Origin of the sequence: Paenibacillus sp. J14 (genome assembly GCF_000518465.1) — a bacterium.
In the GTDB taxonomy this organism is placed as follows: Bacteria; Bacillota; Bacilli; order Paenibacillales; family Paenibacillaceae; genus Fontibacillus; species Fontibacillus barengoltzii.
The window spans coordinates 1-26,591 of record NZ_JADQ01000034.1; the positions used below are offsets into that span (position 1 = coordinate 1).

Annotated in this window: 19 protein-coding genes and 1 other annotated feature; all 19 genes read left to right on the forward strand. The window is 53.4% G+C overall.

Annotated elements, in window-relative coordinates:
• Nucleotides 1-428: 428 nt before the first annotated feature.
• The 19 genes from tig to M891_RS0113790 all read left to right on the forward strand — a co-directional run bounded on the left by tig (nucleotide 429) and on the right by M891_RS0113790 (nucleotide 26,578).
• Nucleotides 429-1,850 carry a trigger factor gene (tig, locus tag M891_RS0113700; RefSeq protein WP_028539251.1) on the forward strand — a complete coding sequence of 474 codons (1,422 nt, stop codon included), beginning with the start codon at nucleotides 429-431 and terminating at the stop codon, nucleotides 1,848-1,850.
• Between the two features lie 254 nt (nucleotides 1,851-2,104).
• Entirely contained in the window at nucleotides 2,105-2,695 is a 591-nt protein-coding gene (gene clpP / locus M891_RS0113705) for an ATP-dependent Clp endopeptidase proteolytic subunit ClpP (RefSeq protein ID WP_016311099.1), read from the forward strand.
• 12 nt (nucleotides 2,696-2,707) lie between these two features.
• Nucleotides 2,708-3,964 carry an ATP-dependent protease ATP-binding subunit ClpX gene (clpX, locus tag M891_RS0113710; RefSeq protein WP_009225148.1) on the forward strand — a complete coding sequence of 419 codons (1,257 nt, stop codon included), beginning with the start codon at nucleotides 2,708-2,710 and terminating at the stop codon, nucleotides 3,962-3,964.
• Between the two features lie 122 nt (nucleotides 3,965-4,086).
• Entirely contained in the window at nucleotides 4,087-5,208 is a 1,122-nt protein-coding gene (ispG, locus tag M891_RS0113715) for a flavodoxin-dependent (E)-4-hydroxy-3-methylbut-2-enyl-diphosphate synthase (protein WP_009225149.1), read from the forward strand.
• A gap of 188 nt (nucleotides 5,209-5,396) precedes the next feature.
• A complete protein-coding gene (lonB, locus tag M891_RS0113720; protein WP_028539252.1) occupies nucleotides 5,397-7,115 on the forward strand; it encodes an ATP-dependent protease LonB in 1,719 nt (572 codons plus the stop codon).
• A 148-nt stretch (nucleotides 7,116-7,263) separates the two neighbouring features.
• The gene (gene lon, locus M891_RS0113725) at nucleotides 7,264-9,600 is read left to right on the forward strand and encodes an endopeptidase La (RefSeq protein ID WP_028539253.1); all 2,337 of its coding nucleotides are present in this window, start codon (nucleotides 7,264-7,266) and stop codon (nucleotides 9,598-9,600) included.
• A gap of 53 nt (nucleotides 9,601-9,653) precedes the next feature.
• Entirely contained in the window at nucleotides 9,654-10,298 is a 645-nt protein-coding gene (gene yihA / locus M891_RS0113730; RefSeq protein ID WP_028539254.1) for a ribosome biogenesis GTP-binding protein YihA/YsxC, read from the forward strand.
• A gap of 196 nt (nucleotides 10,299-10,494) precedes the next feature.
• Nucleotides 10,495-11,079, forward strand: coding sequence for a hypothetical protein (locus M891_RS0113735; protein ID WP_016311103.1), 585 nt, complete (start codon nucleotides 10,495-10,497; stop codon nucleotides 11,077-11,079).
• A 318-nt stretch (nucleotides 11,080-11,397) separates the two neighbouring features.
• Nucleotides 11,398-11,796: an adenosylmethionine decarboxylase gene (speD, locus tag M891_RS0113740; RefSeq protein ID WP_016311104.1), complete on the forward strand. Its 399-nt coding sequence runs from the start codon at nucleotides 11,398-11,400 to the stop codon at nucleotides 11,794-11,796.
• Nucleotides 11,797-12,002: 206 nt separating this feature from the next.
• Nucleotides 12,003-13,448 carry a glutamyl-tRNA reductase gene (gene hemA / locus M891_RS0113745; protein WP_028539255.1) on the forward strand — a complete coding sequence of 482 codons (1,446 nt, stop codon included), beginning with the start codon at nucleotides 12,003-12,005 and terminating at the stop codon, nucleotides 13,446-13,448.
• Between the two features lie 111 nt (nucleotides 13,449-13,559).
• On the forward strand, nucleotides 13,560-14,270 hold the full coding sequence (locus M891_RS0113750; RefSeq protein ID WP_232228345.1) for a precorrin-2 dehydrogenase/sirohydrochlorin ferrochelatase family protein: 711 nt from the start codon (nucleotides 13,560-13,562) through the stop codon (nucleotides 14,268-14,270).
• 2 nt (nucleotides 14,271-14,272) lie between these two features.
• The gene (gene hemC / locus M891_RS0113755) at nucleotides 14,273-15,235 is read left to right on the forward strand and encodes a hydroxymethylbilane synthase (RefSeq protein ID WP_028539257.1); all 963 of its coding nucleotides are present in this window, start codon (nucleotides 14,273-14,275) and stop codon (nucleotides 15,233-15,235) included.
• A gap of 6 nt (nucleotides 15,236-15,241) precedes the next feature.
• A complete protein-coding gene (gene cobA / locus M891_RS0113760; RefSeq protein ID WP_028539258.1) occupies nucleotides 15,242-16,789 on the forward strand; it encodes a uroporphyrinogen-III C-methyltransferase in 1,548 nt (515 codons plus the stop codon).
• 58 nt (nucleotides 16,790-16,847) lie between these two features.
• A complete protein-coding gene (gene hemB, locus M891_RS0113765; protein WP_028539259.1) occupies nucleotides 16,848-17,852 on the forward strand; it encodes a porphobilinogen synthase in 1,005 nt (334 codons plus the stop codon).
• Between the two features lie 45 nt (nucleotides 17,853-17,897).
• Complete coding sequence (gene hemL, locus M891_RS0113770; RefSeq protein ID WP_016311110.1) at nucleotides 17,898-19,202, forward strand: glutamate-1-semialdehyde 2,1-aminomutase; 1,305 nt, start codon at nucleotides 17,898-17,900, stop codon at nucleotides 19,200-19,202.
• On the forward strand, nucleotides 19,199-20,131 hold the full coding sequence (locus tag M891_RS0113775) for an RluA family pseudouridine synthase (RefSeq protein WP_028539260.1): 933 nt from the start codon (nucleotides 19,199-19,201) through the stop codon (nucleotides 20,129-20,131). Before hemL ends, M891_RS0113775 begins: the two co-directional genes overlap by 4 nt.
• A gap of 166 nt (nucleotides 20,132-20,297) precedes the next feature.
• Nucleotides 20,298-21,782 (forward strand): LysM peptidoglycan-binding domain-containing protein, encoded by a 1,485-nt coding sequence (locus tag M891_RS0113780; protein WP_028539261.1) that lies wholly within the window; start codon nucleotides 20,298-20,300, stop codon nucleotides 21,780-21,782.
• A gap of 85 nt (nucleotides 21,783-21,867) precedes the next feature.
• Nucleotides 21,868-22,130 (forward strand) — a binding site (T-box leader).
• Nucleotides 22,131-22,279: 149 nt separating this feature from the next.
• A complete protein-coding gene (locus M891_RS0113785) occupies nucleotides 22,280-24,955 on the forward strand; it encodes a valine--tRNA ligase (RefSeq protein WP_028539262.1) in 2,676 nt (891 codons plus the stop codon).
• 249 nt (nucleotides 24,956-25,204) lie between these two features.
• The gene (locus M891_RS0113790) at nucleotides 25,205-26,578 is read left to right on the forward strand and encodes a bifunctional folylpolyglutamate synthase/dihydrofolate synthase (protein WP_028539263.1); all 1,374 of its coding nucleotides are present in this window, start codon (nucleotides 25,205-25,207) and stop codon (nucleotides 26,576-26,578) included.
• Nucleotides 26,579-26,591 lie beyond the last annotated feature (13 nt).

Below are 26,591 nucleotides of genomic sequence, written 5' to 3' on the forward strand. Positions count from 1 at the left end.
ATTTCGCTGGTGTCAGCGCAGGAGGGTTCGTGAGAGCGCGGATAGCATGCTTCCGATGGCAACCCAGCACCTTCACGGCGTTGTCAAGGATTGCAGATTTCTCATTTCGCGATTTCGCTCTCATGTATTGATCAGCCAAGGTACGGATTACTTCACGTCGTGTTTTCATGCTCAGTTTCAAAACACATCCCTTCGGTAACATTTCGATGTGAGTGAACCGATGCCTCTTTAGTAACATTTTAACTGAGTGATCGCGGGCTCTTGTAAAAAGATGTATTGTTGTTTATAATATAATGGTTATTCTGATCGTGTTCATAGAGACAGCTATACTGGAACCCAAGAGCAAGACACCTTGAACATAGCTGCTTTAGTCGCGATTCGGTTTCAGTATTTAAAGTATATGTGAAATTTGGAGGGGAAGGCATAAAATGAAAGCAACTTGGGAAAAAATAGAGAAGAACCTCGGTGTCCTCGAGGTTGAGGTGGAGGCGGAACGCGTAGCCGCCGCACTGGATAAAGCTTTCCAAAAGGTTGTTAAGAAAGCAAGCGTACCTGGTTTCCGTAAAGGTAAAGTGCCTCGGCCGATCTTCGAAGCACGTTTTGGCGTGGAAAGCTTGTATCAAGATGCTATCGACATCTTGTTGCCTGAAGTGTACACGGAAGCGGTTGATCAAACGGACATTTTCCCGGTAGATCGTCCTGAAGTGGACATCGAGCAATTTGCAAAAGGACAACCTTTCAAGTTCAAAGCAAAAATCACGGTTAAACCTGAAGTGAAGCTTGGCGACTACAAAGGCGTAGAAGTTCCTGCTGTTAACGTTGAAGTCAGCGAAGAAGAGCTGAACAACGAGTTGGAGCGTCTGCAACAACGCCATGCTGAGCTCGTTGTCATCGACGAAGAGCCAGCGAAGAACGGCGACACCGTTGTGATCGACTTTGACGGTTCCGTAGATGGCGTGCCTTTCGAAGGCGGCAAAGCGGAACGCTATTCCCTGGAGCTTGGAAGCAACACCTTTATCCCAGGTTTCGAGGATCAAGTTGTAGGCATGGCTACCGGCGACTTCAAGGACGTTACGGTAACTTTCCCGGACACGTACCATGCAGAAGAGTTGGCTGGCAAAGAAGCCGTGTTCAAAGTCAAAGTTCACGAAATCAAACGCAAACAACTGCCTGAACTGGACGACGAGTTCGCGAAAGACGTTAGCGAATTTGATACGTTGGACGAGTTCAAAGAAGATCTGAAGAAACAGCTGGCAGCTCGCAAAGAGCAAGAAGCTAAAGCAGCCCGCGAAGGGGCTATCGTTGATAAAGTCGGCGAGAATGCGGAAGTTGAAATTCCGGAAGCGATGATCAAAGGCGAAGTTGAGAACATGGTTCGCGACTTCGACAACCGTCTGCGCGCACAAGGTATGAATTTGGATATGTTCCTGGGCTTCTCCGGTCAATCGGTGGACGACCTCAGAGCACAAATGCAAGGGGACGCTGAGAAACGCGTTCGCAACAACCTGGTGCTGGAAGCTATCGCAAAAGCCGAGAAGATCGAAGTTACTCAAGACGAAATCAACAAAGAGCTGAACGATATGGCGGAAGCTTACAAGCGTACGCCGGAAGAAATTCGCAACATCTTGGCAGCGAACGGTTCTTTGGGCAGCTTGAATGAGGAAATCCTGATCCGCAAGACAGTTCAGTTCTTGGTGGATAACAGCAAGGAAGTTCCGGCTGAACAAGCGGAAGCAAAAACCAAAGAAACGAAGCCAGCTGCAAAGAAATCGACGAAGAAGTCGACCAAAGCTGAAGCGAAAGCAGACGCTGACAAAACTGAAGCCGAAGAAGCCCAAGGCGAGGAATAATCTACTCCAGCCAGATCCCGCTTCTTTGTATACATCATGATAAAAGTTAGGGCACGTATGATAAAATGCGTGCCTTAATTTTTCATCTCCAGATGATACATTTATTTCCATCGCGCACGGGACAAGCCTAAGGTTATATAATGTGTAAAAACGAACATAAACTGTACTGGGCGAAAAATGACACGGGGCTTCGAACATGATAGAATGTTTTACGTAAGCGCAAGGGAAATTGAAAAGGAAAAGAGGTTGGTCGCATGAGTCTGGTACCTATGGTCGTAGAACAAACGAATCGAGGAGAACGGTCGTATGACATCTATTCGAGACTCCTTAAAGATCGCATTATTTTTCTCAGCAACGCAATTGATGATGAAGTTGCCAATCTCGTGATTGCCCAACTGTTGTTCTTGGCAGCTGAAGATCCTGAGAAAGATATTCACCTGTACATCAATTCTCCGGGGGGTTCTGTTACCGCGGGGATGGGTATATATGATACGATGCAATATATCAAGCCCGATGTGTCCACCATCTGTGTTGGGATGGCGGCCAGCATGGGATCATTGCTGCTAACAGCAGGGGCCCCTGGCAAACGTTATGCGCTTCCGAACAGCGAAGTGATGATTCACCAACCGCTTGGCGGCGTTCGCGGTCAGGCTACGGATATTAAAATTCATGCCGACTGGATCATCAAGACGAAGCAAAAGCTGAATCAGATTTATGTAGAGCGGACGGGTCAACCCCTTGAAAAAATCGAGCGCGATACAGACCGCGACTTCTTCATGAGCGCGGAAGAGGCTAAGGCCTATGGGATTATCGATCAGGTGATCTCCAAGCCCACTAATCTATAAAGGGGTGTTTACATGTTTAAGTTTAACGATGAAAAAGGCCAACTTAAATGCTCGTTCTGCGGCAAATCGCAAGAACAAGTACGCAAGCTGGTTGCCGGACCCGGCGTTTATATATGCGACGAATGCATTGAACTGTGCACGGAAATCGTGGAGGAGGAACTTGGCCATGAGGAAGAGCTGGATCTGAAGGAAATTCCGAAGCCAAAGGAAATCCGCGATATTTTGGACCAGTACGTCATCGGTCAGGAACAAGCGAAGAAATCGCTGTCCGTTGCAGTGTATAATCACTACAAGCGGATCAATACGCAGAACAAGATCGAGGATGTTGAACTGCAGAAGAGTAACATCCTGCTGTTAGGCCCTACCGGTTCGGGGAAAACACTCCTTGCCCAAACAATGGCCAAAATCTTGAACGTTCCATTTGCGATCGCCGATGCGACTTCCTTAACGGAAGCCGGCTATGTCGGTGAAGACGTAGAGAACATTCTGCTGAAACTGATTCAAGCTGCCGATTATGACGTGGAAAAAGCGGAACGCGGCATCATTTACATCGACGAGATCGATAAAGTGGCGCGTAAATCGGAGAATCCTTCGATTACCCGTGACGTCTCTGGCGAAGGCGTGCAGCAAGCGCTGTTGAAAATTTTGGAAGGTACGGTGGCTTCCGTTCCTCCGCAAGGCGGACGCAAACATCCGCATCAAGAATTTATCCAAATCGATACGACGAACATTTTGTTCATCTGCGGCGGGGCGTTTGACGGCCTGGAGCAAATGATCAAGCGTCGGATTGGTAAGAAGGTTATCGGGTTTAACGCGGCGAACGACGGGCAAAAAGAGCTCAAGCCGGGCGAATACCTGTCGATGGTATTGCCGGAGGACCTGCTGAAATTCGGATTGATTCCAGAATTCGTAGGCCGTCTGCCGGTCATCTCGACCCTCGAGCCGCTGGATGAGAAGACGCTGGTGCGCATTTTGTCCGAGCCGAAGAACGCTTTGGTGAAGCAATACCAGAAGCTGCTGGAGCTGGACAACGTGAACCTGCAGTTTGAACCGAAGGCGCTGGAAGCGATCGCTCGGGAAGCGATCAAGCGGAATACCGGAGCCCGCGGACTTCGCGCCATCATTGAAGGCATTATGCTTGACGTGATGTATGAAGTACCGTCCCGTGACGATATTACGGATTGCGTGATCACCGAGAAGGTCGTTTTGGAGAAGACGGTGCCGGAATTGGCGTCTAAGCCGAACAAGAAACAAGAAGAAAGCGCGTAAGCGGACAACCGCCGGGTGCGCTAAAATAAAGGTCAAGGTTCTCCACCTTTGCGGTTGTCATGCCCTCTATTTGGGACGCGCCCGCGGGGGTGGAGCTTTGATCGTTATGGGAGAGACCAGACATGACATTCTTGAGACAAGATACGCGGCCGGTTAAAGTCGGAAATCTGACGATCGGCGGCAGCAACGAAGTCATCATCCAAAGCATGTGTACGACAAAAACGGCAGATGTCGAGGCAACGGTGGCCGAGATCCTCCGGTTGGAGGAAGCGGGTTGCCAGCTGGTACGCGTGACGGTGAATAACGAGGAAGCGGCTGCGGCGATCAAGGAGATCAAGAAACGGATTCATATCCCGCTGGTCGCTGACATTCACTTTAACTACAAGCTGGCTTTGCTGGCGATCGAGAACGGCATCGATAAAGTCCGGATTAATCCGGGAAATATCGGTCGCCGGGAAAAGGTTGAAGCCGTAGTCAAAGCGTGCAAGGAACGCGGTATACCGATTCGGATTGGCGTGAACGCCGGTTCGCTGGAGAACCACCTATTGGAGAAATACGGCTACCCAACGCCTGAAGCAATGGTCGAAAGCGCCTTGTACCATATTGGAATCTTGGAAGATCTGGACTTCCATGACATTATCGTGTCGTTGAAGGCTTCAGACGTGCCAATGGCTATTGCAGCATACACCAAAGCGGCCGAGGTCATTCCTTACCCATTACATTTGGGCATTACGGAAGCCGGAACCTTGTTCTCCGGTACGGTCAAGAGCGCAGCCGGGATCGGCGCCCTCTTGTCGATGGGCATCGGTTCAACGGTACGGATTTCGCTGAGTGCGGATCCGGTCGAGGAAGTGAAGGTGGCGCGCGAACTGCTGAAGACGTTTGGATTGATCACGAATGCAGCGACGCTTGTCTCCTGTCCGACCTGCGGTCGGCTGGATATTGACCTGTTCTCCATCGCCAACGAGGTAGAGGCGTATATCGCCAACCTGAAGGTGCCGATTAAGGTATCCGTGCTTGGCTGTGCCGTCAACGGCCCGGGTGAAGCACGCGAAGCTGATATCGGGATCGCCGGGGCTCGCGGGGAAGGGTTACTGTTCCGTTATGGGGAAATGATCCGGAAAGTTCCAGAAGCCGAGCTGTTAAGCGAATTAAAGAAAGAAATTGACCATATCGTGGAGGTGTACGAAGCGACCGGAGAAATCCCGGGACGCAAGGAGCACCGGGCCCGTGTGAAGTCTTGATTGATAGATCCATACCGCAGTCTGCTTGGATGCAGGCTGCGGTTTTTTTGTTGACGAAGTAAGCGGCCCTAAGCCCCCTTTGCGCCTTTCACCCCCTGACCATATCCAATTGTAAAATCCTTGTTTTACCTTGGAGCGAAAAGGCTATACTACCAAGTATCAGTATAAGAGTGGGAGGCGTAACGCGTATGGATCTAAATGTTATCCTGATGGCGGTCCAAATGTTTTTTGCCGTCGTGATTGGGCTTTATTTCTGGAATCAACTGCGCAGTCAAAAAGGCAACCGGCTGGCGGTAGACCGGGAATCGCGCAAAGAAATGGAGAAATTGCGCAAGCTTAGGGCCGTCTCGCTCACCAAGCCGCTTGCGGAGCGTACCCGTCCGGCTTCGATGAACGACATCGTTGGGCAAAAGGACGGTTTGCGTGCGCTGAAAGCGGCGCTTTGCAGCGCCAACCCGCAGCATGTGATTATTTACGGTCCGCCGGGTGTAGGGAAGACGGCGGCAGCACGCGTTGTGATGGAGGAAGCGAAGAAAAATCCGGTATCTCCCTTTAAATCCGATGCCAAATTTGTTGAAATTGATGCAACGATCGCCCGCTTCGATGAGCGCGGCATCGCTGACCCGCTGATTGGTTCTGTGCATGATCCGATTTACCAAGGGGCGGGGGCGATGGGGGTTGCCGGCATTCCGCAGCCGAAGCCCGGTGCCGTAACGAAGGCGCATGGCGGGATCTTGTTTATTGATGAGATCGGTGAATTGCATTCGATCCAAATGAATAAACTGTTGAAGGTCTTAGAGGATCGCAAGGTGTTTTTGGAGAGCGCGTATTATAACTCTGAAGATTCCAACACACCGGCGTATATCCACGATATTTTCCAAAATGGCTTGCCGGCGGATTTCCGCTTGGTAGGTGCAACAACCCGCTCGCCGCAGGAGATCCCGGCAGCTTTACGCTCGCGGTGCATGGAGATTTATTTCCGGCCCCTGTTGCCGGAGGAAATTGCCCAGATCGCAGAGGATGCGGTGAAGCGGATTGGCTTCCAACCATGTCCTGAAGCCGTTGAAGTGATCAAGAAATATGCGACGAACGGCCGGGAAGCCGTCAATATGGTGCAACTAGCTGCCGGTCTGGCCCTCACCGAGAAGCGCGATCATCTGCTGGCCTCGGATTTGGAATGGGTGGCGACGAGCAGTCAGCTGGCGCCGCGTCCGGATCGCAAAGTACCGGATCACCCTGCAGTTGGCGTCGTCAACGGCCTGGCCGTATACGGGGCAAACATGGGCACGCTGCTGGAGATTGAAGCGACGGCGGTCCCAGCCGAGAAAGGCAAAGGCACCTACAACATCACCGGTGTCGTAGACGAAGAGGAAATTGGCGGAGGCAGCCGAACGCTGCGCCGCAAGAGCATGGCCAAAGGTTCGGTGGAAAACGTCCTGACCGTCCTGCAGCGGATCGGTCTGAATCCGTCGAACTATCACCTTCATATCAATTTCCCGGGAGGCACCCCCATCGATGGTCCTTCCGCCGGGTTAGCTATCGCGACGGCAATCGCCTCAGCAATTAAGCAGGTGCCGGTGAACAATCAGATCGCCATGACCGGCGAACTGGGGATTCACGGCAAGGTGAAGCCGGTTGGCGGCGTCGTGGCGAAGGTGGAGGCGGCATTCCAAGCCGGCGCGACGACGGTGCTGATTCCGAAGGACAACTGGCAATCGTTGTTTGAAGGCTTGGAAGGCTTGCGGGTGATCCCGGTCGAGACGTTAGGTGAAGTGTTCCGCCACGTCTTTGGACCCGAGGCCGAGAAGAATCTGGAGCTGCCGATCGGCGGCGACCTGTTTGCTCCGGCAACAGCTCCCGCGCCTTTTCTGCACGCAGAGTCACCTTCACAAGGCGGGGCGATGTAAGCCGGGCCGGCAGAGGTTACTAAGCGTCATGCTCGTACACATTCCGGGGAGCGGCTGCTTGAGGCGGTCGCTCCTCGTTGGTGTTTTTATGTAACATTTGCTAAAATATCAATGAAATCAACAGAGAACGTTTGGAGGTGCATACGCGATGGGACCCCATAAATCCAAAGGCCGGCGATTCCCGCTGCTGCCGCTGCGTGGTCTGCTCGTCTATCCAAGCATGGTGCTGCACTTGGACGTGGGACGAGAGAAGTCGGTGAAAGCGCTGGAAAAAGCTATGGTCGAAGATAATCTGATTCTCCTCTGTTCTCAATCGGAAGTGAACATAGAAGAACCAACCCAAGAAGATATCTTTCGCATCGGCACCGTCGCAAAGGTGCGCCAGATGTTGAAACTGCCTAACGGCACGATTCGCGTGCTGGTGGAAGGCATGGAACGCGCTGAAATTATCGAATATTTGGATAATGACGAATATTATGAGGTTATCGCCGAAGAGCGTCCAGAGGAAGAAACGGTGGATCCGGAAGTGGACGCACTAATGCGTACGGTACTAACCCAATTCGAACATTATATCAATTTATCTAAGAAGGTCACGCCGGAGACGCTGGCAGCTGTATCAGACATTGAAGAAGCCGGGCGTTTGGCGGACGTCATCACCAGCCATTTGTCCTTGAAGATCAAGGATAAACAAGAAATTTTGGAAACCATCGATGTCCGCAAACGATTGGAGAAGCTGCTCGACATCTTAAATAATGAGCGCGAAGTGCTGGAACTGGAGCGCAAAATCAACCAACGCGTCAAGAAGCAGATGGAGAAGACGCAGAAGGAATATTATTTGCGCGAGCAGATGAAGGCGATCCAGAAGGAACTTGGCGAGAAGGAAGGCCGGGCCGGTGAAGCGGAAGAGCTGCGGGCGCAGCTCGAAGAGAAAGGGTTGCCTGAGAACGTTCGGGAGAAGGTCGAGAAGGAAATCGATCGCCTGGAGAAAATGCCAGCCAGCTCGGCAGAAGGCGGCGTTATCCGCAACTATGTGGACTGGCTGCTTAGTCTGCCGTGGAACAACAAGACGGAAGACGACCTTGACCTAGCCAAAGCGGAGCAAGTGCTAAATGAGGACCATTACGGCCTCGATAAGCCAAAGGAACGGGTGCTGGAATACTTGGCTGTGCAGAAGCTGGTCAAGAAGCTGAAAGGCCCCATCCTGTGCCTGGTCGGACCGCCAGGGGTCGGGAAAACGTCGCTGGCTCGCTCCATCGCCCGTTCGTTGGGACGCCAATTCGTCCGTATTTCGCTGGGCGGCGTGCGGGATGAAGCAGAGATTCGGGGACACCGCCGCACCTATGTCGGCGCGATGCCAGGAAGAATTATTCAAGGCATGAAAACGGCAGGCACGCTGAACCCGGTGTTCTTGCTGGATGAGATCGACAAGATGGCTTCGGATTTCCGCGGCGATCCTTCTGCGGCGTTGCTTGAGGTGTTGGATCCGGAACAAAACAATACATTCTCCGATCATTTTATTGAAGTTCCGTTTGATCTGTCCAACGTGATGTTCATTACGACTGCGAATGCGGTACATAATATTCCGCGGCCGCTGCTTGACCGGATGGAGACATTGTTTATTCCTGGTTACACAGAGCTGGAGAAGCTGCAGATCGCCAACCGTTACTTGCTGCCTAAGCAAAAACGCGAGCACGGGCTCGAGCCGGAACAGCTAGAGGTCGGCGAAGACGTGCTGCTGCAAGTGGTCCGCGAATATACCCGCGAATCTGGCGTGCGGAATCTGGAACAGCAAGTGGCTGCATTATGCCGCAAAGCGGCGAAGCAGATCGTGTCCGAGAACAAGGAGAAAATTATCATTACAGCGGACAATCTCAAGGACTTCCTTGGTCCGGCGAAATTCCGATATGGGGTGGCCGAACTGGAAGATCAGATTGGTACCGTCACGGGACTTGCCTGGACCGAGGTCGGCGGGGAGACGCTCGTCATCGAGGTGACCGTCGTACCGGGATCTGGGAAGTTGACGCTGACCGGTAAGCTGGGCGACGTGATGAAGGAATCGGCGCAAGCTGCCTTCAGCTATACTCGCTCCAAGGCGGCGGAGCTGGGGATTCCGCTGGATTTTCACGAGAAGAACGATATTCATATCCATATTCCCGAAGGAGCGATTCCGAAGGACGGTCCGTCGGCGGGCATTACGATTGCAACCGCGCTGATCTCAGCGTTGACGAACACCCACGTCTCGAAGGACGTCGCTATGACTGGCGAAATTACGCTGCGAGGTCGTGTACTGCCAATCGGCGGCTTGAAGGAGAAGTCACTTGCCGCGCATCGGGCGGGCTACCGTAAAGTCCTCATGCCGAAGGACAATGAGCGCGATCTGCGCGATATTCCGGACAGCGTGAAGGAGGACCTGGAGTTCGTACCGGTGTCACATATGGACCAAGTGCTCGAGCATGCGCTCGTCGAGCGTCCAGGGATGCACTAGCATGTTAAAGCGTGGCGCAGAGGTGCGTCAACGCTCAAGAGAGGAATTGAACGATGAAGGTAACCAAGGCTGAATTTATTATCAGCGCCGTTGGCCCCAATCAATATCCTGAGGACGCCTTGCCAGAGATCGCTCTGGCAGGGCGTTCCAATGTGGGCAAATCGTCGCTGATCAATCGGATGATTAACCGCAAAAACTTAGCGCGCACCAGCTCAACCCCCGGAAAAACGCAACATCTGAATTATTACCGGGTGAATGATCAGCTCTATTTTGTTGACGTACCAGGCTATGGGTATGCCAAAGTATCCAAGTCGCAACGCGAGGTCTGGGGTAAAATGATTGAGAAATACCTGCAGGAGCGGGAGACGCTGAAGCTGGTGCTGCAGATCATCGATCTGCGCCATCCGCCGACCAAGGACGACGAGCTGATGTATGACTGGCTGAAGGCGTACGAGCTTCCGGTCTGCGTCGTGGCCACCAAAGCCGACAAGGTACCGAAATCGCGTTGGCAGAAACACCTGAAAATCATCAAGGAAGCGCTGGTGCTGCGGGCCGGGGATCCGTTGATCCTGTTCTCTTCGGAAGAGGGGATTGGCAAAGATGAGCTGTGGGCACAAATCGAGCGGTATGCGGGGCTGACGGAAGGAACCGAGGCTGCAAGCCTGGACACCTCCGATACAGAAAATGGGAAAAGCTAAGAATTCGGTGAATACGAAAGGGATTTGGAGCAGTTTCGGCAGGAAAGTGAGCATGCAGCGAAATTGTTCGGGTTAAAATCGGCTTAATGCCGTTTTTTCTGGAAAATGGCAAGAATTCACGTTTTGGCCGCTGAGCGTACGGTTGGAATCGTAGTGTATAATTATAATAAAGCGATGAAGAATTGAGGAGATTTGTATGGCTCAGCGGTTAGCCACAGAGTATGTCAATGCAAGTATGCGTTTAACGGAAGTCCAAATGTCGCAGTTTATTCACAAAGTCTACGATCCCCATGTGCGCCAGCGAGTCAAGGTGCTGGACAACGGCGGGCAAGAGGTCGTACTGGAGGATGATGGCGGCGAGGAAGTACATCTTCCATTTGAACGTGTTGACGGGTTCTATGTCTGTGAAATGTCTTTCCGCTTGGAAAAACCCCATTTAACCAACGTGATGAGACTGTTGTTCGCCGCCTTTAAAGGCTCCGGCATGGTCACCCGAATTTATAATGGATTCATGATGATGTATTATTATCAGGAAGGCCGGGTTCGCAAAATCGTCGAATATTCCCGGGATTCTTACAAGCTTGTGTTTGAATACAAGGATGCGGCGGCGGAGCTGCAGCAGATATATCGGAATAACGATATTGAGCTGGAGATCGCCCGGATCCGCAAGGACATCAATGCGCTGCTTGACCAGCGGTTTATCGCCGATGAGGCGGATGTGGAACGCATCGATAATGAGCTGCGTCAATGCTCGCGAAGACTGTTTGTGCTGGAGGCTTAAATCAAGATCATTAAGGCCCGACCACTGGTGTCACCAGAGTGAGGGCGACAACATAATGTACTAATGATAACTACCCTGTTACAGGGTAGTTTTTTTATGCCTGAACCGCGAACGGATGTAGGTTTTTGCTGAAAAAATAGGTTGCATTTGTCCGCAAGAGATGTTATTTTTAATCTCGTTGAAAAGAATATAGGAACCAGGATTCACTCAGGACATGGAGATGTTGCGAGAGATGTTTCCCTCGAGAAGTGAATGACGTAGGTCCTAGCGGATGAAATTTTTTCAAACATTTTATTCCTAGGAAGGGGGAGCCGAAAGATGGAATATTCAACTTTCGGAAGACACGTTGCGGTTGATGCTTGGGGAATCGACTATGAGGTGCTGAACAACGCCGGGTTGTTGGAAGCTCACTTGGTTGAAGCGGCGGAAGCTTGCGGAGCCACCATTTTGTCGATTCAGTCCAGACAGTTCGAACCGCAAGGAGCCACTGTGCTTGTGATGTTGTCGGAAAGCCACCTCTCGATTCACACGTATCCTGAGAGAGGGTTTGCTGCGATTGATTGTTACACCTGCGGGGAATTTGTAGATCCGCAGCTGGCAATTGATTACCTGGTGTCCGTCTTGAATCCGGAGAAAACGTACGCGAAGAAGCTGATTCGGGGCGTAGGCGAGCTGGAAGTAGCTGAAGCGGATTCGAATCGCGCTGAATTTGTTTAAGCTGGGTTAGAAATTCTAAAAAATTGGGAAAAATAACTTAACCATGGGTCATCCATGGTTATTTGTTTTGAATGAATGAAATTCATAAATAATTCATAAAAAACTCATAGAAATCCCAGGGGAGCCGAAGGCTACTGTGATATAATTAACATAGTTTGTTTGTGATACATGCTATAGATACTTCTTTCAAGGCAGGTGAACTTGCAATGCACATCGTCGTAGTTGGGTTAAACTATCGCACGGCGCCTGTGGAAGTCAGGGAACGCTTTTCTTTATCAGATACGGACATGCCGCAAGCGCTGCAGGAGCTCTTACGTACCAAGAGTGTATTGGAAGGCGTAATTATTGCCACCTGCAATCGTACGGAAATCTATGCCGTAGTTGATCAACTGCACATGTGCGGGTCCTTCGTTCGCAGTTTTATGGAACGCTGGTTTGGGGTTCCTCGCGAAGAATTTACCCGCCATTTATATATATATGAAGATGAACAAGCGATTCGCCATCTGTTCCGCGTTGCGTGTGGTCTGGATTCGATGGTGTTAGGGGAAACCCAAATTCTCGGCCAGGTCAAAAATGCGTTCTTGCTCTCGCAAAGGGAGAAATGCACCGGAACATGGTTTAATATGTTGTTTAAACAAGCGGTCACACTGGGCAAACGTGCCCATTCCGAAACCGCCATCGGGGAAAGTGCTGTTTCGATCAGCTATGCTGCCGTGGAGCTGGGCAAGCGGATATTTGGCAGCTTTGAAGGCAAACGCGTGCTGATCCTTGGCGCCGGCAAGATGAGTGAATTGACGGCCAAGCACTTGAGCGGTGCGGGTGCGGAAGAAGTGCTGGTGGCCAACCGGACCTTCGCCCGGGCTCAGGAGCTTGCTGCGAAGTTTCATGGCGTGCCGTGCACCATGCAGGAAGCGATGGAGCGGTTGGAAGAGGTGGACATTCTGATCAGCTCGACCGGTGCGGAAGGGTATGTGATCACTTCGGCACAGGTTGCCCGCAGTATGAAGCGGCGAATGGACCGCCCGTTGTTTATGATCGATATCGCTGTGCCGCGGGATATCGAACCGGCAATCGGTGAGTTGGATCAGGTATTCCTATATGACATCGACGATCTCGAAGGTATCGTAGAGAGCAACATGGAGATGCGCCGCGCAGAAGCGGTCAAGATTGAATCGATGATCGAGGACGAAATCGCCGCCTTCGGAACATGGCTGCAGACGCTGGGGGTGAAGCCGGTCATTCGCGCGCTGCAGGAGAAGGCTTCTGACATTCACCAGAATACGTTGGACAGTCTCTTTAACAAGCTGCCGGAACTGGATGAACGGCAACGTAAGGTGATTCGTCGTCTCACCAAGAGCATTTTGAACCAAATGCTGCATGATCCGATTAATCGGATCAAGGAGCTGGCTGGCGAAAGTCAAGGCACGAAAGCGCTGGAGCTGTTTACGCAGATTTTTGCGCTGGAGGATCGTTTGGAAGAACAAGGGAACGGTCCTTCCGGATCCGGCGAGGAGATCTCTGCCTCTCGGGAAGCCCAAGAACGATTAGGGTCCCGGGCGTCTGAAGGGTTGGCAGGACTTGAAGACGAGCCCCCAAAACAGGTCCCCTTTGAGCCGGAACCTTCATTGCCGCTAGCGAAGGTGTCTGTATAACTGGATAAGTGAAACCGCGAGAACGCCCTGAGCCCTCTGCCGGATGCACCCGAATCATGGCTGATTCGACGCTGAAGCGGAGGGGGAAGGGCTTTTTTTGAAGGGATGAACATGGAAAATTGCGGCAGGGTAAGGTATGCTAATAATCAGTTGAAGCAGGAGGGATGCGTCATACCTCATTATGTGCCTGTCCTATTAAATTTGGCCGGTCGTCGTTGTGTCGTGATTGGCGGCGGACCAGTTGCCGAACGGAAGGCGACGATGCTGGCAGAGGCCGGAGCGGTAACAGTGGTGATTAGTCCCACCGTAACGGAAGGCCTGCGGCGGCTCCATCAAGAGATGGCACAAGTAGAGTGGATCCAACGGGAGTATCGACAAGGGGATTTAGCCGGAGCGTTTCTTGCTTTTGCTGCGACCGATCGCCCGGAGGTAAACGCCGCTGTAGTCGCCGAAGCTGACGCAGAGGGCATCCCGATGAATGACGCGAGCGAAGGGTCGCGAGGCAGCATGATTACACCTGGCGTTTTGCGCCGCGGGAGTCTGGTTGTAGCCGTCTCCACCTCGGGGGCGGGACCTACGGCCGCACGGGAGCTGATCCGCGAGATTGATGAACAATTTGGCGAGGATTACGAGCGTTACATTGACTTTTTAAGCTCGGCACGGGCTTTTATTAAGGCGCGAATCGACGATCCCGTAAGACGGAAACGTCTGTTTCGGAAGTTGGCCGAGACCGATATATTGACCTTGATCCGGGAAGGAAGCTTTGAGCCGTGGAGCGAAGCAACGATGATCGCCTGGATTGAGGAACAGACGGAGGAATAAGCATGACGAAGCGAACGATAGTGGTGGGTACGAGACAAAGCCAGCTGGCGCTGACCCAGACGGGACAGGTTATCGACGATTTAAAAGCGATCTGCAAGGAGCACAACCTGCCTTTTGATTTTGAAATCCGCAAGATCGTAACCAAGGGTGACCGGATATTGGACGTGACGTTGTCCAAAGTAGGCGGCAAAGGACTGTTCGTGAAGGAAATCGAGCAGGCGATGCTGAATGGAGAGATCGATTTGGCGGTCCATAGTATGAAAGACATGCCTTCCGTGTTGCCGGACGGATTGATGAACGGTGCGGTGCCGCGTCGCGTTGATCCGAGAGATGCGTTGATATCAAGAGATGGACGGAGTCTTGACGAATTGCCGCAGGGGGCGAAGGTAGGGACGAGCAGCTTACGCCGTGCCAGTCAGCTGCGCGCTTATCGCCCGGATCTCGTGTTGGAGCCCATTCGCGGCAATATCGATTCCCGGTTGCGCAAGCTGGAGGAGGAAGGTTTTGACGCGATCATTTTGGCTGCGGCGGGATTATTTCGCATGGGCTGGGAACATCGGATTACGGCATTTCTTCCCGCAGAGGTCTGCCTGCCAGCTGTAGGTCAAGGCGCGCTTGGCATCGAATGCCGCGAGGATGATGAAGAGGTGCGCCGTCTCTTGTCCTTATACAATGATCCGGACACGGCGGTGACGGTGGCTGCAGAGCGCCGATTCCTTGGCGTGCTAAATGGCGGCTGTCAGGTTCCGATTGGAGCGTATGCGACGTTGTTGCCAGAGGAAGGGACAAGCGGGGAAACTGGTCGTCCGCGTTTGCGGTTGACGGGGATGGTTGGTTCGGCGGACGGAACGACGATTTTGAAGGAAAGTGCCGAGGGATCAGATCCGGTCGAGCTGGGAGAGCAGCTTGCCGGCCGCCTGATCTCGATGGGAGCGGCTGCATTATTACAAGAAACCGGGGAGTGAACGAATATGGCTGGTAAGGTGTATCTGGTTGGCGCAGGCCCTGGAGATGCGCGATTGATTACGCTGAAAGGGCTTGATTGTCTGGAGAAGGGCGACGTGATCGTCTACGATCGTCTGGCCAATCCCAGCCTGCTGCGAAGAACGAAGCCCGGAGCAGAGAAAATATATGTCGGGAAGCGAACCGACCGTCACACGATGAAGCAAGAGCATATCAACCAGCTGTTAGTTGATTTGGCGTTAGAGGGGAAGACCGTCGTTCGCTTAAAAGGCGGCGATCCGACAATCTTCGGCCGCGTTGGGGAGGAGGCGGAGCTGCTGCGGCAGCACGGGATTCCTTACGAAATTGTGCCGGGGATTACGGCGGCCATTTCGGTGCCGGCTTATGCCGGTATTCCTGTCACCCACCGGGATATGGCTTCCTCAGTGTCAATCATTACGGGGCGTGAAACCCCGGATAAGCTGGATCAGTCCATTGACTGGGAGAAGGTGACCAATGCGACTGGCACCCTGGTGTTTATGATGGGCGTAGCCAATATTGGTCATATCAGCAGACAGCTGATCCATTACGGACGCCCGCCCGAAACGCCAGTTGCGCTGATTCGCTGGGGAACGAGAGCCGAACAGGAGACGCTGGTCGGGACGTTGGCGGATATTGAGCAAAAGGTACGCGAAGCCGACTTCAAGCCGCCGGCCGTCACGGTCGTTGGCGAGGTCGTGGCTCAACGGGAGCAGCTGATGTGGGCGGAATCGTTGCCGTTGTTCGGCAAGCGAATTCTCGTCACTCGTTCGCGCTCGCAAGCCAGTGAATTGGTGCGCGGCATCGAGGAGCTTGGCGGCGAGCCTTACGAGTTCCCTGTCATCGACATCGTGATGCCGGAAGGCGAGGAGCTGGCTGGCACGGACGAAGCGCTCCATCAGCTTGAGCAGTACGATTGGGTGTTCTTCACGAGCGTGAATGGCGTGGAGTATTTCTTCTCGCATCTGGAGAGACTGGGGGAAGATGTCCGAGGGTTGCATAAAGCTAGAATTGCTGCCGTAGGGCCGGCAACGCAGGCGGCGCTGCGCCAACGCGGGATTGCGGCGGAGGGCTTGCCGGGCAAGTTTCAGGCCGAGGGCCTGATGGAAACGTACGGCAGCGAGTTGAAGCCCGGACAGCACGTGCTGTTGCCGCGCGGCGATCTGGCTCGCGCGTGGTTGCCTGCTGCCTTGCGCGAGAAAGGCTTGACCGTCACCGAGGCGGTGATGTACCGGACGGTGCCAGCCGGGGAGACGGATGACGAGTTGTTGAAGCTGCTCGAGAAAGGCCGGATCCACGCCGTCACCTTTACCAGCTCGTCCACGGTAACGAATCTGTTGGCTGCGCTGGGCGGCATGGGGGTGGCCGATCCGGTCGCTGCCCTGCAAGGCGTGGACATCGCCTGCATCGGGCCGGTTACGGCAAAGACGGCGGAGGATGCCGGCTTGCGGGTATCAATACTTGCGGAAGAAGCAACGATCGACAGCTTGATCCAAGCGCTCTGTGACTGGAAAACGCGGACGGCGTCGGCGAAGTGAGTTTTGTTGGTTAACACGGGGCTTCACCCTGTGCTGCATACTTAGGAGGGAATTAAATATGAATTTTCCAATCGTAAGACATCGCCGGCTGCGTCAGTCGGCTGCGATTCGCGGGATGGTACGTGAAACTGTCCTGACGGTGGACGACTTGATTCAACCGATCTTTGTCACTTATGGTAAAGGCGTCAAAAATGAGATTTCTTCGATGCCTGGCGTGTTTCATTTTTCGTTGGATACGCTGGAAGAGGAAGTTAAAGAAATCGTTGATTTAGGTATTCCGGCAGTTCTGCTGTTCGGCATTCCGGAAACGAAGGACAGCGTAGGCACCTCGGCTTATGCGGAGGACGGGATCGTACAAGAAGCGACGCGGATCATCAAATCGCGGTATCCGGATCTGCTGGTCGTAGCCGACACTTGCCTATGTGAATTCACAGATCATGGCCATTGCGGGATGGTACATACGTTTGAACGCGACGGGCATGTCTGCGGCGACGTCATGAACGACGAGTCGCTGGAGCTGCTGGTGAAAACCGCTGTCTCCCAAGCGCGAGCAGGCGCTGACATCATCGCGCCGTCCAACATGATGGACGGATTTGTGCAAGCGATCCGTGCGGGACTGGATGAAGCGGGCTTCAGCCATGTGCCGATTATGTCATATTCCGTCAAATACGCGTCTTCGTTTTATGGGCCGTTCCGTGAAGCGGCGGACTCGGCGCCGCAGTTCGGCGACCGGAAGACGTATCAGATGGACCCGGCCAACGCCCGCGAAGCGCTAAGGGAAGCGGAATCTGACGTGCTGGAAGGCGCGGATATGCTGATGGTGAAGCCGGCTTTGGCTTTTATGGATATTTTGCGGATGCTGCGGGATCAATTTGATCTTCCGCTGGTCGCATACAACGTAAGCGGAGAGTATTCGATGGTGAAGGCAGCGGCTCAGCAAGGCTGGATTAACGAGCGGGCCATCGTTACTGAGATGCTGCTAGGCATGAAACGGGCGGGTGCGGATATCATCATCACGTATTTCGCCAAGGATATGGCACGTTGGCTGCGCGAGAAGCAGTAAACCTAGAACCGAGAACGGGGTTTAAACAGTTAAGGAGGGGTATCGATGAGCAAGGACATGATTGGCCGGCGGGGTGAAGAACGATCGCGCCTGGCTTTCGAAGAAGCGAAGCAGGTCTTGCCCGGCGGCGTCAACAGCCCGGTGCGGGCGTTTAAATCCGTTGGGTTGACGCCGATGTATATCGAACGCGGGGAAGGATCCCGAATTTACGATATCGACGGCAACAGCTTTATCGATTATGTGGGCTCCTGGGGGCCGTTGATTATGGGCCACGCTCATCCAGAGGTGGTGCGTGCGTTGCAGGAGACGGCTGCGAAAGGGACGAGCTTTGGAGCGCCAACGCTGCTGGAGACGCAAATGGCCAAGCTGGTTGCGGAACGGGTACCGTCGATTGACGTGGTGCGAATGGTAAACTCGGGAACGGAAGCAACGATGAGTGCGATTCGTCTGGCACGGGGATATACAGGCCGCAGCAAAATCATGAAATTCGAAGGCTCCTATCACGGCCATGCCGACAGTTTGTTGATTAAAGCAGGCTCTGGCGTGGCGACGCTGGGATTGCCGGACAGTCCAGGCGTGCCTGAAGGCGTTGCCTCCAATACGATTGCGGTGCCTTATAACGACTTGGCTTCGGTGGAGCTTGCATTTGAACGCTTTGGCGAAGAGATTGCCGGCGTCATCGTCGAGCCGGTAGCCGGGAACATGGGCGTTGTGCCGCCGTTGCCGGGATTCCTGGAAGGTCTGCGCCGGATTACCGAGCAGTACGGCAGCTTGCTCATTTTTGACGAGGTCATGACGGGCTTCCGCGTAGGTCTCAATTGTGCACAGGGGCGCTTTGGCGTGACGCCGGACTTAACTTGCCTTGGCAAGGTCATCGGCGGCGGTCTGCCGGTGGGAGCGTACGGCGGAAAACGCGAGATCATGGAGCAAATCGCACCAAGCGGGCCGATTTATCAGGCCGGGACGCTGAGCGGCAACCCGCTGGCGATGGTAGCAGGTTACACGACGCTGTCGCTGCTTACTCCGGAGGTGTACGACCGTCTGGAACGGTTGTCGGCGAAGCTGGAGGAAGGCTTTACGCGCAATGCCAAGGAAAAAGGGATTCCGTGTACGATTAACCGCGTGGGTTCGATGATTTGTCCGTTTTTTACCGAAGAGAAGGTCATCAATTACGAAACGGCAAAAACAAGCGACCTCGACCTGTTCCGCCGTTACTTCGCGGCGTTGCTTGAGCAAGGCATCAACGTAGCGCCTTCGCAGTTCGAAGGGATGTTCGTTTCGGGCGTGCATACCGATGAGGACATTGAGCTGACGATCGAAGCGCATCGCTTGGCGCTGCAAAAGCTGTGAGCGGTAAGCTAACCTGGACGCGGCGCGGCGACTGGCTCGAGCTGATGCCAGGCAAGCTGCCTGTACGTGAGGGGCAAGACCGCCTGGATGCGGCGATGGTATGGCTGGAGGAGGGGCTGCAGGCTCCTCCCAAGCTGCTGCGCCGGCTGCGGACGGAAGGCGGCATCAAGCTTGCCGGGGATCGGTTAAGGCTGTTGGCTTTTCCGGCCAGGGCCTCCCAATATGCTCCGGTTGAGGCAGAGGTTTCGCTTATATATGAGGATGATTTTTGCCTTGTCGTGCACAAGCCGGCAGGGCTTAAAGTCCATCCCGATGGCCATGAGGGGGACGCTTCCCGCAGGAATTCTGCTCCGCCAGACACCCTTGCCAACCGCGTGGCGGGATGGTACGCGGGTCTCGGTCAGCCGATTGCTGCGGCGCATATTCACCGATTAGACGAGTATACGTCAGGACCGGTGTTGTTCGCCAAGAACGAATACGCCCATTTGAAGCTGGATGAAGCGATGAGCCGCAAGGAGATCGGACGAACGTACATCGCGTTTGTACAAGGCGTGGTCAGTCCTGCGCTTAAAGTGATCGATCAGCCGATCGGTCGGGATCGCCACCATAACCAGCGGCGCCGGGTGTCCCCAACGGGCAAACCGGCGATCACCCATGTGGAATTGCTGGAGGTATACCCCAAACACGAGGTGAGCCTTGTTCGGTTGACCCTGGAGACCGGTCGCACGCATCAAATTCGCGTTCACTTGAGCGCGGCGGGCCATCCGCTCGTAGGGGATGCGCTGTATGGCGGCAGCACGAAGTGGATGCCTTATCAAGCGCTACATGGGGAGCGACTGGTGTTCCCGCACCCGCTCACCGGAGAAACGGTGGAGCTGGACGATCCTTGGCCGTCGGCCATGATCCAGCTGAGAGATCGCTTTCGTTGACTAGCCGGGCTGTCTGATGGCAGCCTGGCTTATTTTTTTTACCTAATGTGAGAAGGTCTGTACCCTCCAATCGGCAAAAAGCTGGCATGCACTCTCTTTTGTAGCATATAGATTAAACGAGGATGATTTGGATCAAGATTCATCGATTTCTAAATCAGGTTTGGATATGCTGAAAGGAGGTAACGAGTTGGCTGATCAATCCTATGGTCTCAGGTTTGATATTTATGAGCGGATACATCTTTCTGAAGATGTGATCGGCATTGAAGAGCTGGAGGAGATCGAGCTCTATCCGAAAATCCAGGTGATTCCCGGGGAGGAGTATGCCGCGCTGCGCGGCCATTTGCTGTTGTCGGGGGTGTATCGGGGAGAAGGAGAAACGCAGAAGCTGGAACATTATATTCCAGTCGAAATTACGATACCGCTAAGCCGGGTGAACCGGTTGGAGGATATCACGGTTGAAATTGAAAACTTCGATGTTGACCTGCTTAGCTCGCGCAGCTTGAATATTACAGGGGTCTTGTCGCTTCAAGGGGTGGAGACTACTACCCTCGTGTCCGAGCAAGATGCATGGAAAGATCGCGAGTTTACGACTGCCCATGTCGTACCGGATCTGCGAGAGGATGAACCGGAAGCCGAATCGAATTTCAGCGCGGAGGAATCGGAGGATTACGCTTCGGCGGTGACCGAGCCTGAATCGATCCCGGCAGCGCCATTGCTGACGGAAGAAGTGCGCCAAGAGTCGGAGCCGACGTTCTCGTGGAATTCGTTAATCCGCGATACGACAGACGAAGAGTCTCAGCCGGAGCCGGAACTCGAGCTGCAGCAAGAGGAGCAGGATGAAGAGCCACAGCCCATTCCGCAATTTGCTTCATGGCAGGCGTTTCCGGATGAAGTCCTTACCGCGCAAAAACGAAGTGCGGACGAGCCGCAGGAATCCGCCGCCTGGAGAGAGGATGTCCCTGCATTCCAGGAAGCTGGTCCTTGGGCGGACAAGGAATCTGAATCGGATTTTGACGCTGCTGCAGAGGTTTTTGCTGACCAGACAGAGGAGTTGGATGCAGGCGCAACATTTGAGGAGGAGATTCGCCCATTCGCGGAATCCGCGCCAATTGAACGTGCGAGTGAAGCTGTAGAGGCGGAATATGCTGAACCGGAACGGGCTTCGGATGGGGTTGGCGAAGAAGTCGCTGCCGTGTCAAACGATACGGCGAACGAACCTGTTTTGGAGGCGAATGCGGAGGTTGAAGCGGACCAAGTTGTACCTGCCCAACCAGAAGAGAAGAAGGAAATGAAGATTGCGTTGGGGGCCAAAAAAGGGGATGACGAGGGAGATCGAGACAACTTTGGCTTAACGAAGTTGATTTCCTCTTCGGCCCGGCCTGCTCAGGAACCGCAGGAGGAAGCTTCGGATCAGGCGAGCCTGGACGACAGCAGAGACCAAGGTGAGGGTGAGGAGCTGCGGTGGAAGAACCTGTTCATCAGCAATGAGGATCAAAATCCCTTCCGCAAAGTGCGCCTCGTGATCGTGCAGCGTGAAGAGACGCTGGATGATATCGCCCAACGCTACCACCTGAGTACGCGGGAGTTGCAGCTGTACAACCGGCTGTCCGAGCATCAGGTGAATGAAGGGCAAGTTTTGTACATTCCGTGAGGACCATCCCGTGAAATCAGGCGGATTGTTGACTCCCGTTCCTTTCCAAGTTATGATAATATAGATTAAAGTAATAAGATCTATGGCAAAGACTTGGAACGGGAAGAGTAGGCAGCGTACCCTTCAGAGAGCGGAATCCACGGCTGAGAGATTCTGCAGGACATGTAGCTCGCCGAAGTCGCCCGGGAGTTGTCCGTTTGAGCAGCATCTGATATGGGGTTAGAACGGACCGGCCGCAGCCGTTATCTGCATGAGTGTCGCATTTCTTGCACCGGATGCTGAAGGAGCCGGATGCCATTGATGCGAAACAAAGGTGGTACCGCGAAAGTAAAGCCTTTCGTCCTTTGAGACGAAGGGCTTTTTGTTTTTTCTTAGGCATCATGAAGCAGGCGCGAAAACCCGTCCGAAGTCTTATGCACACGGGTGGAGCCGATAACGCCAGTCGACTATCTTAGGATTGCCAAGGCTATGCTTATTTGTAACGGAGGTTGAATAGGATGACAGAAAATCAAGGTCAACAAACTTCGTCGGTAGAAATGCCAACGACGTACGATCCGAAAGCAGCGGAGCAGAAATGGCACCGTTATTGGTTGGAGAACGGCTTCTTTAAAGCCGGACAACGGCCGGATGCCAAGCCCTACACGATTGTGATTCCGCCGCCTAACGTAACCGGGATGCTGCATATCGGGCATGCGCTCGATTTGACGCTGCAGGATATTTTGACCCGGACCAAGCGGATGCAAGGCTATGATGCGTTGTGGCTGCCTGGGATGGACCATGCGGGAATTGCAACTCAAACAAGAGTGGAGCAGCGGCTTAGAGAGCAAGGCGTATCCCGATACGACCTGGGCCGTGAGAAGTTCCTCGAACAAGTCTGGGCCTGGAAGGACCAATATGCGGAAACGATTCATGAACAGTGGGCCAAAATGGGCGCATCGCTCGACTATTCGCGCGAGCGGTTTACCTTGGACGAGGGCTTGTCCCAAGCGGTTCGCGAAGTGTTCGTGAAGCTCTATGAGAAAGGCTTGATTTATCGCGGCAAGTATATTATCAACTGGGATCCAGCGGCGCGCACGGCGCTTTCCGATATCGAGGTAGAATATAAAGAAGTGAACGGGCATCTGTACCATCTTCAGTATCCACTGAGCGATGGCAGCGGATATATTACCGTGGCGACAACTCGCCCAGAGACGATGCTTGGCGATACTGCGGTTGCCGTTCATCCTGAGGATGAACGTTATCGTCATTTGGTTGGCAAGACGCTTCGCCTGCCGATCGTTGACCGTGAAATCCCAATTATTGCCGATGAATACGTTGAGAAAGAGTTTGGCAGCGGCGCGGTAAAAATCACCCCGGCACATGACCCGAATGACTTCGAGGTTGGTTTGCGCCATAACCTGCCGCAAATTAACGTGATGGACGAGACCGGCAAGATGAACGCGGAAGCCGGCAAGTATCAAGGACTCGAACGCTTCGAATGCCGCAAGCAGATCGTGAAAGATTTGCAAGAGATGGGCGTGCTGATCAAAATTGAAGACCACGTGCATCAAGTTGGTCATAGTGAACGGACCGGCGTTGTGGTTGAGCCGTATTTGTCGACGCAATGGTTCGTGAAGATGAAGCCGCTCGCAGAAAAAGCAATTGAAGCGCAAAAATCGGGGAACGGCGTGAACTTCGTACCGGATCGGTTCGAGAAAATCTATTTGAACTGGATCGAGAACGTTCGCGATTGGTGTGTTTCCCGTCAGTTGTGGTGGGGTCATCGTATTCCGGCTTGGTATTGCGACGAGACCGGTGAAATGGTTGTTGCCCGCAGTGAGGAAGAAGCACGGGCCAAGCTGGGACGCGACGATATCCGACAAGACGAGGACGTGCTGGATACGTGGTTTAGCTCTGCACTTTGGCCATTCTCTACACTGGGCTGGCCGAATGAGGACAGCGCGGACCTCAAACGCTATTTCCCAACGTCTGTTCTTTCCACTGGTTACGATATCATTTACTTCTGGGTTGCCCGGATGATCTTCACTTCGTTGGAATTCACCGGTCAAGTTCCGTTCAAGGATGTCCTGATCCACGGCCTCGTCCGCGACAGTGAAGGGCGCAAAATGTCCAAATCGCTGGGCAACGGCGTCGATCCAATTGAAGTTATTGAGAAGTACGGCGCTGACGCCATGCGTTACATGCTGTCCACCAGCAACACGCCGGGTCAAGACCTGCGGTTCCGTTGGGAACGCGTTGAGCAAGCCCGCAACTTCGCCAACAAGATTTGGAATGCTTCGCGCTTTGCTTTGATGAACCTGGAGGGCGTGAAGTACGAGGATATCGATATCAGCGGTGAGCTGTCGACGGCGGATCGCTGGATTTTGCACCGGATGAACGAAACAGCCAAGGAAATTACACGCTTGATCGATTCTTACGAATTCGGGGAAACGGGTCGATTACTGTACAACTTTATCTGGGACGATCTATGCGACTGGTATATCGAGTTCGCCAAGCTGTCCCTTTACGGGGAAGATGCCGCGGCGAAGAAGAAAACCCAGTCTGTACTGGCCTATGTACTCGATCGCACGCTGCGCATGATTCATCCGTTTATGCCGTTTATTTCCGAGGAAATATGGCAGCATTTGCCGCATTCTGGCGAAACGATTATGCTGGCGGCATGGCCGGAATACGACCCAGCGCTGGAAGCGCCAGACGCCGTTCAGGAAATGAACCTTCTGATCGATGTCATTCGCGCTGTGCGGAATATCCGCGCCGAAGTGAATGTGCCGATGAGCAAAAAGATCGAGCTCGTCATCAAGCCGGGCAGCGCGGAAGTGCTGGAAGTGTTGTCCCGCAACGAGCATTACGTTCGCCGATTCTGCAACACTTCGGAGTACGAGGCTTCGCTGAACGCAAATGTGCCGGATAAAGCGATGACCGCCGTTGTAACGGGGGCCGAGCTGTTCCTGCCGCTATCGGGTCTCATTGATATCGCACAGGAAATCGAGCGGTTAACGAAGGAACTTGACCACTTGAACAAAGAAGTGGAACGTGTCGAGAAGAAGCTGGCTAACGAAGGCTTCGTGTCCAAAGCACCGGCTAAAGTGATCGAGGAAGAACGGGCGAAGATGGCCGATTATTCTGAGAAACGCGACAAGGTGCTGGCTCGAATTGCGGAACTGAAAGGTTAATTGAACTACTTCGTGATCCGAAGATGACTTTTTGAACTACAGTTCAATAAAGGTTGAAAAAGTTAGGTTTGGAGCACCGAGAAGGTTGGATGAAGCTAGGGACTGAGTAGCGGAGCGTAGACAGATCTACGTGAGCAACGGAAGTCCCGGCTGAATCCAAGATTCGACGCCGACTCTGCTTCATTGAACTACTTCGTGATCCGAAGATGACTTTTTGAACTACACTAATATTAAGTGAAGGTGACTGACATGGGGGATCGTACAGAGGAAGAAGCACGGCCGCTCAAGAGCTACGCTGAAGCGGTTGATTGGATCAACGGGCTGTTGCCGTTTGGCATCCGTCCCGGCTTGGAACGGATCGAGCTCATGATGGAAAAGTTAGGCCATCCCGAACGGAGGCTGAAATTTATCCATGTGGCGGGGACGAACGGTAAAGGCTCCTCCTGCGCTTTCCTGACCCGGACACTCCGGGAATGCGGTTATCAAGTGGGGACTTTTACGTCCCCTTATATCACTAAGTTCACAAATCGTTTCCAATATAATGAGGAAGATATCCCTGAGACGGTGCTGCTCGATCTGGCGAACCGGATTGCTCCATTGGTGGCTGAAATTTCCGAGACTGAACTCGGATCCCCAACCATGTTCGAGGTGAGCACAGCGATCGCGATTTTATATTTTGCGGAAGTGTGTTATCCCGATGTGGTAGTATGGGAGACCGGGCTTGGGGGAAGGATGGATGTGACCAATATTGTGACGCCGATCGTCTCTTTGATTACGAACATCGGCATGGATCACATGGACGTCCTTGGCGATACCATCGAGCAAATCGCCCGTGAGAAGGCTGGCATTATCAAGGCGGGAGTGCCCGTAGTCAGCTGTGCCGAACAACCGGAGGCCGTTGCCGTACTGAAGGAAACGGCGGCAGCCAAACATGCTACCCTGTATCTGATGGGGGAACAGTTCCGGTACGAGCGGGTGGCCGTGGATGCCAAGGAGCAGCAGTTGCATTTTCAAGGTCCATTCCGGGAGATGGATTTTACAATTCGCATGCTTGGGGAGCATCAATGCAAGAACGCCGCCGGCGTCATGATGGTGCTGGAAGTGTTGCGGCAGTATATGGCTTTTATCCTCGAGGATGAACAGGTGCAGGACGGTTTCCGTACCGCCTTCTGGGCTGGACGGCTGGAAGTGGTGCGGGAGGAACCTCGCCTTGTATTGGACGGAGCACATAATCCGGAGGGGGCTGCTTCGCTGGCGAAAAGCCTGCCTGAAGCGTTCCAATACCGTAAGCTGCATTTGATGATGGGGATGCTGGCCAACAAGCATCATCAGGGCTACTTGAAGCATATATTACCAATAGTGGATACGCTAATTCTGACCGAGCCCGATTTTCGCCGGAAAATGGACGCCGATGCGTTGTATGAACTCGTGGCCGAACTACAGGGGACAGAAGCGAAAGCGGATTTGGAAATCATCGTGGAACGTGACTGGAGAAAAGCCCTTTCGCTTTTGGAGTCACGGACGGAACGGGAGGATCTTGGGGTAGTCACCGGCACGTTGTATCTGATCTCGGACGTGCGGGCGGCCCTTTTGCATCAAACCGATTCTGAAAAAGGCTGGTGACCATTTTGTTAAA

Bases quoted from the DNA above. Each gene is read 5' to 3' on its own strand.
- ispG (WP_009225149.1), top strand. From the start codon at position 4,087: ATGACATTCTTGAGACAAGATACGCGGCCGGTTAAAGTCGGAAATCTG.
- yihA (WP_028539254.1), top strand. From the start codon at position 9,654: ATGAAGGTAACCAAGGCTGAATTTATTATCAGCGCCGTTGGCCCCAAT.
- lonB (WP_028539252.1), top strand. From the start codon at position 5,397: ATGGATCTAAATGTTATCCTGATGGCGGTCCAAATGTTTTTTGCCGTC.
- M891_RS0113780 (WP_028539261.1), top strand. From the start codon at position 20,298: ATGCTGAAAGGAGGTAACGAGTTGGCTGATCAATCCTATGGTCTCAGG.
- clpP (WP_016311099.1), top strand. From the start codon at position 2,105: ATGAGTCTGGTACCTATGGTCGTAGAACAAACGAATCGAGGAGAACGG.
- clpX (WP_009225148.1), top strand. From the start codon at position 2,708: ATGTTTAAGTTTAACGATGAAAAAGGCCAACTTAAATGCTCGTTCTGC.
- cobA (WP_028539258.1), top strand. From the start codon at position 15,242: ATGGCTGGTAAGGTGTATCTGGTTGGCGCAGGCCCTGGAGATGCGCGA.
- M891_RS0113750 (WP_232228345.1), top strand. From the start codon at position 13,560: ATGGAAAATTGCGGCAGGGTAAGGTATGCTAATAATCAGTTGAAGCAG.
- hemA (WP_028539255.1), top strand. From the start codon at position 12,003: ATGCACATCGTCGTAGTTGGGTTAAACTATCGCACGGCGCCTGTGGAA.
- hemC (WP_028539257.1), top strand. From the start codon at position 14,273: ATGACGAAGCGAACGATAGTGGTGGGTACGAGACAAAGCCAGCTGGCG.
- M891_RS0113735 (WP_016311103.1), top strand. From the start codon at position 10,495: ATGGCTCAGCGGTTAGCCACAGAGTATGTCAATGCAAGTATGCGTTTA.
- M891_RS0113785 (WP_028539262.1), top strand. From the start codon at position 22,280: ATGACAGAAAATCAAGGTCAACAAACTTCGTCGGTAGAAATGCCAACG.
- hemB (WP_028539259.1), top strand. From the start codon at position 16,848: ATGAATTTTCCAATCGTAAGACATCGCCGGCTGCGTCAGTCGGCTGCG.
- hemL (WP_016311110.1), top strand. From the start codon at position 17,898: ATGAGCAAGGACATGATTGGCCGGCGGGGTGAAGAACGATCGCGCCTG.
- M891_RS0113790 (WP_028539263.1), top strand. From the start codon at position 25,205: ATGGGGGATCGTACAGAGGAAGAAGCACGGCCGCTCAAGAGCTACGCT.
- lon (WP_028539253.1), top strand. From the start codon at position 7,264: ATGGGACCCCATAAATCCAAAGGCCGGCGATTCCCGCTGCTGCCGCTG.
- speD (WP_016311104.1), top strand. From the start codon at position 11,398: ATGGAATATTCAACTTTCGGAAGACACGTTGCGGTTGATGCTTGGGGA.
- tig (WP_028539251.1), top strand. From the start codon at position 429: ATGAAAGCAACTTGGGAAAAAATAGAGAAGAACCTCGGTGTCCTCGAG.